Origin of the sequence: Caldibacillus thermoamylovorans (assembly GCF_000751775.1) — a bacterium.
GTDB classification, from domain to species: Bacteria; Bacillota; Bacilli; order Bacillales; family Caldibacillaceae; genus Caldifermentibacillus; species Caldifermentibacillus hisashii.
Genome location: NZ_CCRF01000081.1, coordinates 42467 through 54551 on the forward strand (window position 1 = coordinate 42467; position 12085 = coordinate 54551).

Annotated in this window: 7 protein-coding genes; 1 reads left to right on the top strand and 6 read right to left on the bottom strand. The window is 30.1% G+C overall.

Annotation, left to right across the window (positions count from 1 at the left end):
* Positions 1-562: 562 nt before the first annotated feature.
* The 6 genes from BT1A1_RS14070 to BT1A1_RS14095 all read right to left on the bottom strand — a co-directional run bounded on the left by BT1A1_RS14070 (position 563) and on the right by BT1A1_RS14095 (position 11737).
* Positions 563-2077: a TniQ family protein gene (locus tag BT1A1_RS14070; protein WP_034772384.1), complete on the bottom strand. Its 1515-nt coding sequence runs from the start codon at positions 2075-2077 to the stop codon at positions 563-565.
* A 98-nt stretch (positions 2078-2175) separates the two neighbouring features.
* Positions 2176-3294, bottom strand: coding sequence for a TniB family NTP-binding protein (locus BT1A1_RS14075; RefSeq protein ID WP_034772385.1), 1119 nt, complete (start codon positions 3292-3294; stop codon positions 2176-2178).
* Entirely contained in the window at positions 3291-5957 is a 2667-nt protein-coding gene (locus BT1A1_RS14080; protein WP_156103251.1) for a TnsA endonuclease N-terminal domain-containing protein, read from the bottom strand. The genes BT1A1_RS14075 and BT1A1_RS14080 overlap by 4 nt, the downstream gene beginning before the upstream one ends.
* The gene (locus BT1A1_RS14085) at positions 5944-7308 is read right to left on the bottom strand and encodes a TniQ family protein (protein WP_051989153.1); all 1365 of its coding nucleotides are present in this window, start codon (positions 7306-7308) and stop codon (positions 5944-5946) included. Before BT1A1_RS14085 ends, BT1A1_RS14080 begins: the two co-directional genes overlap by 14 nt.
* Positions 7309-7914: 606 nt before the next feature.
* Positions 7915-9738, bottom strand: coding sequence for an ATP-dependent helicase (locus BT1A1_RS14090; RefSeq protein WP_034772388.1), 1824 nt, complete (start codon positions 9736-9738; stop codon positions 7915-7917).
* Positions 9731-11737 carry an ATP-dependent nuclease gene (locus BT1A1_RS14095; RefSeq protein WP_197057106.1) on the bottom strand — a complete coding sequence of 669 codons (2007 nt, stop codon included), beginning with the start codon at positions 11735-11737 and terminating at the stop codon, positions 9731-9733. The genes BT1A1_RS14090 and BT1A1_RS14095 overlap by 8 nt, the downstream gene beginning before the upstream one ends.
* A gap of 111 nt (positions 11738-11848) precedes the next feature.
* Between BT1A1_RS14095 and BT1A1_RS14100 the strand changes: the two genes are divergently transcribed.
* A partial coding sequence (locus tag BT1A1_RS14100) for a UPF0236 family transposase-like protein (protein WP_034772389.1) occupies positions 11849-12085 on the top strand: 237 nt, incomplete at its 3' end.

Below are 12085 nucleotides of genomic sequence, written 5' to 3' on the forward strand. Positions count from 1 at the left end.
AAGTGCTTAAGATCCTGGTTTATACTCAATCACTATGAATCAGTTACTCCCAGAAACGGGAAGTATGATTCGAACCAGTTGAGAAATAAGCTTCTCTTTGAAGAAAAATTTTTTCAAATAAAATAGACCAGCCGCTATGACTGGTCTGTCATTGTTTATTCGGTTATCCAAATTTCAATCCTCATATTGGTTGTGACACCCTTATCATTTAAATTCAGAAATACCCTTTACAGAAGTAAATAAACAAAAAGCTAAAAAAACAAAAATGTGACAGAACCCATATAATTTCCAAAGTGTTACCCATATAATTTCCAATCTTACAGCCGCAAGGGATTAAGATGTTTTAAGGGTTTTTTTTATTTTTATAGAGCTTGTTCAAAATGAAATTGAGGAGTTGTCCTCTATAATTTTGTACTTTAGGAAGCTTTATGAGTTATTTTTTTACTTTAGGAAATTTTATGGGTATTATTAGGATTATTTAATTTTTTTCCAAAAAAATTAATCTAATCCCTCGTTTTTCCGTATTATTTATTCATTCAGAATAATTTAGCAAAGTCACATATTAGTATCCTAGTGACTCAATGATTTCTCTCCATTTATCTCTATACACACCTTTAATAAATATATTGGGATCTGAAATTTCCTTTTGAATTCTCTTAATACTTGGATATACGCCTTTACGATGTAGCGCAATTGCAATGTCTTTAATCTCAGTAATGTTTTTTTCTATTCTCTCTCTTTTTTGTTCCGCTACATAACTTTTATACCTATCAACCAACTGTTTACATAATTCTGGTGCATACCTTTTAGCAGTAGCTACTGGAACACCATATACTTTTGAAAATTCAGAAAGGCTTATAGGAATAACTTTTTTAAAGGCGTCTATTAACTTGTTTTCTATATCTACTTGTTTCTTTTTTATTTGTTCCTTTTTGTATGAAGAATAATTTCCAGTTATTATTTTACAAAGCTCAGGAAAATGTTTTTTTGCCGTCATATAGTTAAAATTATACTCTCTTGAAATTTGATATATACTCTTGGATACTTCTGATTTAATTTCCTTTTTTAGAATGTATTCTATTTCTTCTTTTGACTTTATCTTATTTTCACCTTGAATATCAACAGTCTTCACTGCATTCTTCTTTATATTAAGGCTCTCTTTATAAAAATATTCATAAATGGTTATATCAAGTTTTTTTACAATTTGAAGTAATGATTTACGGGATGGGATGTGTTTGTTACTCATCCACATACTTAAACCTGAACTATCCACTTCTAAAAACTTTGCAAACTTACTTATACTATCAAAACCTAACATCTCCATTATTCTTCTTAAAATTATACTACTGGAATTTTTTGTAGGAAATGAAAGTAAACTCGGTGCCATTTTAATTAATTGTTGATAATTAACGTGAATAAATTTTTCTTCTTCATTCAATGGTTCCTTTTTACTTTTACAATCCCCTAACCATGTTGAACAATATGGACAGTGACCTGCTGTAAAGTTACTATACATAAAATCTAATCGTCTCTTACAATTAGGACACTTATCTTCTAATAATGTGTCATGTACATCACATTTATTTATATCAGCTAGATACCAAATTAAAGGTTCATACACCTCTTTAGATTCAAAAATCATTTTATTCAAACAAACAGGACACCATTTTCTATAATTTCCAATAATATTTTGTGAAAAAATATCTGTCCAACTAACCATTGTAAGGTAACAGATATCATTTCTACCTGTTAATATTTCAAATACTTTTACATAATCTTGACTAACTTGACTGTTTCCATTTATATATTTAGGTGTACTTCCAAATACACCTTCACTAAGATTATTTTTTAAATATTTCTTATCAGCCATAGGAACAACCGTACCTTTAAGAAGTGAAGATACAGTAACATTATGGGTAAATGCTAATCTTGAAATATAACTTGTTAGACTCTCCACATACGGTGTTCCTATTCCAACTGGTTCCAAATTATATAATACACTTCTTGTGGATAAAAGGTGTTCCAAAAAATCTGTATATTCCCCATTTTCTAGTAATCTATCTAAAATAGCATTCATTGCAGTATTCCCCTCTCTTTATTTAAAATAAAAACTGAGTAGTAAAACCACTCAGTTTTTGATTAATAATATTCTTTTATATGATTCCGATTTAAAAGTTAGCCAACGGCATCTCTTTCAGGTTTTCTCTTTCCGGGTGTAGCAGTTCCCTTTCTCGTTTGTTTTGTTGTTTTGATTTCTTTTGTTCCTAATAACGCTTTTAATTCCTCTCTATCTTCTTTACTTTCTATAAAATCTAATTCACCACTATTAGCTTCCTTAGCCAAAGTGAGCAATTTTTTAGTATTCATTGCATTTCTTTCTAGATTTTTAATTGTAATTGACTCTTCATTATTATCAATTGCTTCTGAAAGACATCTTTGCAACCAATTTTTTACGATTCCTGCACATCCTATAGAGTTTTCATAAATATACTCATGAAGTTTAACAAGATTTGGTTCTTCTTTTATAGGTAATGCTCTTTGGAAAGAATATAGCATATTTTTAAACATTTTAATTTCTTCAGCTTTACTATAATCGTATCTTGGAAAGTGAATTTCATGAACCCTTCTAGACAATTGCCCATCTAGATTTATTACTGCATTAAGTTCATACGTACCAAATAGGACAATTTTTGTATTTGCCATATTTGATAATGATTTTATTGAATTAAACTGCCTTTGCATTTTAACTGCTGTACCAACATCAAAAAAATGTTGTGCTTCATCAATTAGTAAAGCTTTAGTTTTTCTATTTAGAAACGCTTTTTCTATAGATCTACGTAATTCAGGTGCGGTTTCAGCCTTTTGAGTATCTACTTTTTTCTTATTTTTATTTCCTACATTTTTATGAACATCTATTTTACAATCAATAAGTGGTTCTTTTAAAGATGAAAGAACACGATAATAAAAATCTTTCCAATTAAATTTTCCCAAGTCTGGATTCGGTAACTCAATCCCAGTTATTGGAATGATACTTCTATCTTGTTCCATTTCTTCTGCCATATCTTTTGAAACTGATATTAATGTTTGCTCAAATAATCTTGATTTTCCAACTCCTGAAGGACCAACAATCATAATTACGTTAAAATTTTCAGGTGAATATATGGATTTTTTTAATTCTATTAGTGCTTTTTCTAATTTTGGATGTGAAACTGTATAGTTATTAAAGAAATCAAGTCTTTTTTCCTTCGACTCTAATAACAGCCCTTCATTAAATTTTCTATTACCTTTTGTCATATCGATAACTCCCCATAATCCACTAATTCATCTTCATCTATGTCCTCATCTACATTAATTTCCTTTTTACTATAATCCTTGTCAACATCATTTTGTACTTCAACGACCTTAAAGTCTCTTTTTACTTCAGCTACTTTATTTTTTTCTTCATTTAATTTTTCTTCTATTGACTCAGATTCTATAATGAATCTAGCAATCATTTTAGCAGTTATTGAATTGGATCTTGATTGTACGCTCTTTTTCTTTCTAATTTCTTCTGCGATTAATTTAATTTCCTTTTCAGTTTTTCCATGTAAATATTTATATTCCTCTGATAAACATTTGACCCATTCATTGTTTATGAATGCATAGGCAATACCGATATTAAACGGATCATACTTAACTTCTACCTTTGTATTTTCGATTTTCGGATCTCGGAATTCATTACACCAATAATACGAATACAATAATTTTATACCTTGTCCCGGATGAACCTTACGCACTTTTCCACTTGGAGAAGGTAATGTCATTAAAATAAATGTGTCATTATATGGAATATAGGTATTTGGTCGACTACCTGAAATCGCAATTGATTCTTCAAAAGCTTCTTTTGGCGTTTGACCAAGTGTTGGGTTTTCCATGTTGTCATGTACATTTTTTATCCAACTATCTATTCTTTCATGTAATAATTCAAGTGTCCATACAGCATGATTTTTTGGATTAACAGATTTAGTAACTTGTCTTACATTTTTTGATATTTGAGTATTACCTTGTAAGTTATGAATAAAGAACTTGTTTGTTATCCCAAATACCCTTTCGACAACATTTCCAAATCTTGCTTTTGCTGCAGGCCTTTCTTTTTTATGAACTTTATGAAATGCAAGCAAGGATTCAAAATATACACTATTAAATTCTTTTCCTCCGTCAACCACAATATAATTTGGCAATCGATTATAATTTTTTACACATTCTCGAATAACCATCATGCAGGAGCGATAAGACGGTGCCTCGAACGTTAAATAAAAAGCAAGAATACGGCGAGAAAAAGCATCAATCATTAATGTGAGCCACGGTCGTGCTGACTCCTTACCATTAATGTCTAATTCGATGTCTAATTCTGTATGATCAATATGTGCTATATTGAAAACTCGTTCTCCATGTTTTGGAGTAGTAAATTCTAATTCAAAATAAAATTCTTCATATTTATAAGAAGCTCTTCGGCCCTTTCTAGCTCTTTCTATATCATATTTAGAACGACGCTTAATCGCTTTCCAAAATGCTTTATATGATGCATCGGGTATTTTTAAGTCCTCACATTTCACTAAAAATTCACGATAAACCGCTCTTGCAGATTTAGACTTGATAGTTGCATAATTTTCAGTGATCATTTGTTCCATTAAATCTTTCGTTTCTTTAGGAAGTTTATCTTCTCGGTTACCTCTATATTTTGTTTTAGGTAAGAGGCCTACAAAACCATTTCCATGTAATTCCTCTGCATCTTTATATTTTTTTACCCAATTTCGTACAGTTCTTTGTGTTACATTTTCCGGCTTTACCTTTTCCCCATTTAAAACTTTAATTACGACTTCATATCTTTTATTTGCAGTTTCTAAATCTTTTTCATTTGCTTGAGTAATTAATTCTGTAACCTTATCATTATTAGAAACGTTATTATTAATCCCCTCAATATAACCATCGGAAATTAATGATTCAAATACTTCGAGAGGCATTTCTTTATGCTCTTTTTCTCCATCTTGAAGTAAAAAGATAATATTGTTACTTTGATCATAGTGTAGAATTTCCCAGACCGTATCTCCCCACAAAATCTTTTGCCCGCTCTTTAAATCAATCTTACTTGAACTTTTACTTTTTCTGCTTGACTTTTCTACTATTGAGAATCCTTTAAACTGTTCTTTATTTAAATACACAGTTACATTTTCAGGTTCGGAAATTAAGTCATTATATAAGTCAATATAGATAGTATTATTTGCAATTAAGGCGTATATATCATCAGCAGTAAATTGTTCCTCTCCAAGTTGAATAAGTTCTAGTAATGTTAAACCCGGTGCTGATAATATTGACTCCTTAATTTTCAGGATAGTTGAATTTTCAAGTATATGCTCATTGATAATATAATCCTCCAGAAATTCAAGATTTCGTTGAAGTATCCAATTAATCTCTGAATTCGAGCGTACCAGAAAATCTAAGTCAAACTGTGTAGCATAACTTTTTCCGGGTGCAAATTCCCATCGACCATCTTTTCTATAATATCTATCTGGTTTTTCTTGTGACTTTTTAACAAGCTCTTCTTCTGTTTTCCACTCTACCCAGTAGGCTCTTTCCTTTTCAATCACAAAAAAATCTGCTGTGTACCAATAAGCCATTTTTCTATTTTTATGTTTTTTACTTTGAAAATAATTAACTTTTATTTGGGGAGGCTGATCATAGTATTCTAGAACATCATCATTGAATTCCATCATATAGATGGCTGGTAATTCAACCTTATGACTTTCAAATTGAATGGTCACACCCATCTTTTTACTACTGTATCTTCCACTAACATTATATCTTCCTCCCCCGACACGTCTTGCAGGAGGGGACTGTCTAATCCGTTGAATTTCCAATTTTGCCTCCTCCGATAATTTCAATCTTTCAGCCCATTCATCAAACTCACTTTGATTCATCAATGTTATATTTCCTCCTTTTCTTCTCCTCAAAACCACTTTGTCTTAAAAGAACTTTCCAATAATCTTGCAATACTTTTTCTCTTAAAACTCCATTCATACCAAGCCTTTTTTCAATTTTCCTACGGCTCGGATATATCCCTTCATTTGTTAATTCATTGAATGCTTGCATAATTTGTTCTTCTAACCGCATAATCCTTCGCTCTGACATTTCTTTTACATAATCGTTATATCTTTTCGATATTCCTTTACAAAGCTCTGGGAAATTTCGGTACAACACCCTTCTATCTCTTCCAATAATTTTTGCAGCATAATTCATAGATATAGGTGTTTCCGTAGTAGAAAGTTCTATTAGTTTTTTCTTGATCACATCGTAATTAAGTGGCTTCCGAGTGTGCTTCTTTTTATTATTAATGACCTGCTTGTCATTAATTTGAAATATATTACCATTCAATTCTTGAGATTCTAAGAGAAAATCTAAAATTTTTTTGTTTAATTTAAAACAAATTCTAAGTATATTATCTAAACAAGGGAAGTTTTGACCATTTAGCCAATATCGGAGAGTACTCTTTGGAGTATTTAGGTATCTTGAAAAACTAGCAACATTATTTTCAAAATATTCCTCATTAATTAAGTTTAATTTAATTAAAAATGAATATTTAAATCTCTGTGTATCAATTTTATTTGGATTTATTTTTATGAGATCCTCCAAATTTTCATAAACAAAGATTTCCCAATCCATTTCTACTAGATTTAATCTTTGGTTAATATCATTGGATAATGTAGAAGAACAATTGGGGCAACAGCCGGGAATCATCTCTCTACGGAGAATATCTATTGTTCTATTACAAACAGGACATCTATCAATTAAAAAGCGATTATGTTCTTTGCAAATCCTTACTGGTTTTAAATGCCAAATCAGAGGATAGTAAATCACCTTTTCATTCTTTTCCCAAATACTAATGCAGTCAGGACACCAAACTAGCGAATCATTCAATAAATTTCTTAGTGGTATAAAGTCCTTTAGTTTATATAAAGTAAGATTATATAGGTCATCTCTGGAAGTTAACCCTTCCATTATCCTCGATAGTTCAATTGCATTTTCCATAAATCCATTTATTGTTTTTGATCCTTCGTAAAAGCGATTGCCGCCATAAGTAGAACTTCTTACTAAATAATTCTTATTCATTTGTGGAAATATCATCTTATTAAATAAATCCCCCACTAAGATGTTATGTTCATATGCTACTCTAATCAAATAGCTGCTAAGACTTTCAACCAAGCCTGTGCCTAAACCAATAGGTTCTAAGTTGTATAAAACACTTCTTGAATTAAAACTTGTTTCATACATCGACTATCACCTCATTTCATTTATTACCCACCTCCATTATTGACAGTATTAGTAACGATACATTCAGTTTATCCATATCAGGTCGATTTAGGGTCATGAATGGTAGATTTGAGGGTTTATTTAAATTTTTTGATTGGAAATAAATGACAATATAAAAAAGGCTTAAATATTACGGGAGCAGGTATATTTAAACCTATATGTATGAATTATAAATTTTCTGGATAGTATAGTATCGTTGTTAGTGCAACTTGTAAATCAGACAAAAAGGAGGAAGTGTTATCTTCCTCCTTTTTTACCGCTCCCATTCTTGTAGGCAATCTGGGCATTGCCAACGTACAACCATATCCTTTTCCAAACTTGAAATTCCTATTTTTCTAGAAAAATGAGTAGCTCCATAATCAATTTGTTGTTCCTTTGGTATTGGATTACCTTGAAGATTACTATTACAATATGGACAATACTCCAAATTATCATTTAAAAGCTTTTTTCTACTAAAAATCTATATTCCCCCTTTTGTCTAACCTTTTTATCAATTTGTGAATTTCAGAAAAAACATTCCAAAATATATAAGTTTATGTATAAAAAAATCAATTCCAATCAAAAATGTTAATTAACAGTAGTACCCAAATTCTTCTTACTTTCATATAATTCTTCCCAAAACATTGACGGTTTGTAGTTAAATGTTTTATATCCAAACCTAGTTTTTCGAGTGTATTTTTTTGAACGAAGCAAATAACATACCCGCTTTGCTCGTGAAATACTTACAAAGAATACCCTTCTCTCCTCAGCCAACTTTTCTGGGTCATTTTCATTTTTATAATAAGGAAAGTTACCTTGTTCCATACCTAATAATATTACTACTTCAAATTCCAGACCTTTTGAACTATGCCTAGTTGATAATGTTATTTGGTTTATTGGCTTACCTAAGTTGGCAAATCTTGTAATATCAAAATCTCGAAAACTTCCATCTTTTGCAACCTTAATTAACGCATTTAAATTATCTACTTCATCAGGATATATATCAGAATCATATAAAATCGAATGAAGTTTTAAATTTTTGATTAAAAATTCTAACCATTTATACAAAGATTTAAAGTGCTTAATACTTTCTTTTAATATTGAATATAATCTTTTTCTTTCCAATATATTTCTTTCCGCGGTTATTGTTTGATTATGTTTTTGTAATAGATTATTCCAATAATCAAACAAACTAGAAAATGATACATTAGAATTTGATATAACCCATAAAGCACATTGCTCAAGCCAAATTACTATATCACTTCTTTTAAATTCTAATTTAGAAATATAATATGGTATATTAGCTTCATCCAAAATTTTCCTCATTGACTGGATTTGTTTTTCACTATGAACTAGAACACAGATTTCCTCTAATGGAATACCTTTTTGTTGACAACTGGGAATAATACTGTATGCCACTTCCTTATACTGGTCATCCATTTCTTCCTCACAAGTTATAAAATGAAACTCTGCATCTTTATCAAACCTTTTACCTGAAACATAGTTGCGATTTTGCTGGTTTAATCCAATTATTGATGCATTAATAATATCCTGATGACTTCTATAATTTGTTTTTAATTCTATAGCTTCAATATTTGGACTTGAGTATAGCTCATTTAAATAGTCAGGAATCGCACCATTAAATCCATAAATCGATTGATCTGGGTCGCCCACTGCAAATATTTTTATATTTGTTTTATGAAATAATGAAAGAACCATCTCATGTAAAGGCTTACCTAAATCTTGATATTCATCAATTAATATCCAAGGAAATTTGGCTTCTAAGCATTTTCTTACATATTCCTCTTTTTGGATGAGTAAAGTGGCATATTTTACAATATCAATAAAGTCAACCATTCCCATTGCGTGAAGTCGATTTTCATATTCTTTAGCAACTTTTAAGCCAATATCATAAGGTTCAACTGAAACACAACTAATCCCTTCGATACCTAAGGTTCTTTCTTTGTCCATATCAATTATCTTAATTTGATTAGGATCATAATTAAGTTGTATAACCGTATCTTTAAAAAGTTTATTTTTTTCTTTTTCTGATACAATTTTTAATGGCAAAGGAATATCATAATCATAAAGGTGAGCAAACGGGCTGATTACCTCCGCAATACAAAAAGCATGAACTGTTCCTAAAAAGACATTGTTTCTTTTTACATATCCTAATTCATATAATCTATTCGTAAACTCCTTAACCGCTTCCCTATTATAAGTTAAGCAAGCAAGACCTCTTGGATATTTAATTTTATCATTTAATAGTTTCATGATTTTTAAAGTTAAAACCGTCGTTTTACCGCTACCCGGCCCAGCCTTAACAACTGTACTACAATTGGAATTAAAAGCTGCAAATTGATCTTTATCTTTCTTAATCTGTTCTAGCTTTTCTAGATATGTACTATTCATACTTTCCTACCTCTTCTATCTTGCTATATATATAATCAATTGCATTTTCAATATATTTAGGAATATGATCTTTTATACACATCAATGATAGTCTTTGAGCAAATCTCCCTTTTCCTACTTCGTTTTCACAGTTTTCAATTTTTCTTAGACAAGACCAATAATCTCCAGAGTTTAATTCCCTTTTAAAATTTTCCTTTTGACGTTCTCCACCAGTTGTTAGTTCATTGAAAATATTACAAATTATATCTTTTCCCTGATTAGATTCGGAACAAGCATCCATTATATCTACTTCCATTGTGTAATATCCAATAAAAAATCCGTTCTTTGCAAAAAGTTCTTCCTGTTCATCCAAATCTTTAGGTAAACTAGAATTATTGATTTTTTGCAATTTTACAAGCAAATCTCCTATTCTTTCTAATCCTAAATACCCATTTGAAATGTGTGAATCGTCAACCACAATATGATATTTTCTTTTTGGTTCTTCTTTTTCTTTTACCCAAGCATAATAATCTCCATCAGTAATACATACATATGGGATGCCTAGCATATCTAAGAATTTAACATATGGATCGAAATTAGTAGAATTAATGTTGCAACAAATAATACCTTTTAAATCTAACGGTTTTCCAAGTATTTCTGCAAAAGCTGGAATCAAGTATTCTTCTGCTATGCCTTCTACTAGAATTACACCCTTACCAAAGTAAATTTCTCCCCGCTTAACATCAATATAACGTTCAAGATCTTGTTTTTCTTTATCTGATAAATTTAAGTCTGCAGTTGTATTAATTATCGTTCCTTCTTGAGTTGTCCGTAAATGAACAATAGAGTTCAATGGGGCAACAGATGTTATGTATGGAGAATGGGTTGTCATTAATACTGATGTATTATTTTTCATTACGTCCTTATAAATAATTCTTTGAAAAGATGGATGTAAATGGGCTTCTGGTTCTTCAATTGCGAGTATTGTAAAACCCTCTTTAGAAAGGGAATAATTATCCATAAAAGAATATAGCTTCAACATTAATCCATCATCTAAGTTATCTTTCAAAAAATAATTACCTTTTGAACTTTTCACATAGCATTCCTCTAGTATTTCACTATCGCTTTCCTCTGATAGTTCAATATAATTTTCTTTTTTTAATAAAGTAGGAATGGTTTTATCCTCTAATGATATAAGAATTAATGAAATATATAAGATGTTATTGATTCCTAGACTTGTATCACTTGTTGGCCTTTGCTTTTCTTCACCAATCATTAATTTTAATGTATTTAAAATTCTATTAGGATCTACATCTATCGTTTCTAAAGAAATTTTTGAAAAAGATTGATTACCCATTGTATTTATAAATCTATTATTAATTTTCTTTTCAAGGTCGATTAATTCGTCAATTGATAATATCTCATTACTTTGTTCTTTTAATTTGGCACCAATGTCTTCGAGTTCATCCTTATCAAATTCATAATCCCTTAACAAATTTTTAATAGGTGATTTACGTGAATTCCTCATTTCACTTTCAACATCGCGGATTGCATTGATAACCTTAATATTTAAAAATTTTCTATGAAAATGTGTAAACTGTACTTCTGGCCTATCCCCTTGAAAAATAGTGTATGTATACTCATTTGTATCTTGTGATGGAAAGAATTTATAGGTTAGACGTAAGGTAGGCGGATTTTCTGATATTGTTGCATCAGATAGCATTGATAAAACGGTTTTATTGTGTTCATATCCCCGTATCTCAATGATAATTTCAATTATTTCACCATTTTTCATTGGTTCCACTAAACCATCATAAAAATCTGATTCATTCAAAAAACGATCTTCATCTGAAAATTTCGGGTCTAAAATAATTTGGATAGCCTTTAAAAAATTTGTTTTCCCCACATTATTCTCACCTATAATAACTTGCTTATGACTTAAATTTACATCTATATCTTTGAAGTTTCTGAAATTTTTAATTTTCACTCTTGATATATATGGGGATTTAATTTTAGTCATAAATTCACCCTCTTTCAATTCTTTATTATATCAATATTATATACTCTTATTTAAATATTTCGTTAACAAATGTACGCTAGTAGGCGAATACATTTAGAAAGAGGTCTTCCTATGGATATTATATCAATAATTGCTAGATTATTAAAGGATACAAAAAGTCTTATTGAATTTGAAGAACAAGTGAAAATTCTGATCCAGAATGCCTTTACGCAATGGGTTGGAGAAATATTTGAGACGTTAGATAAAACAATTAAGCAAAAAAAGCTGGAGGATGGCTGGGAGTACTGCCGGAGTGATAACAGAAGCATTCAGTTTCTATTTGGAAATGTGACCTTTAAACGCTCACTT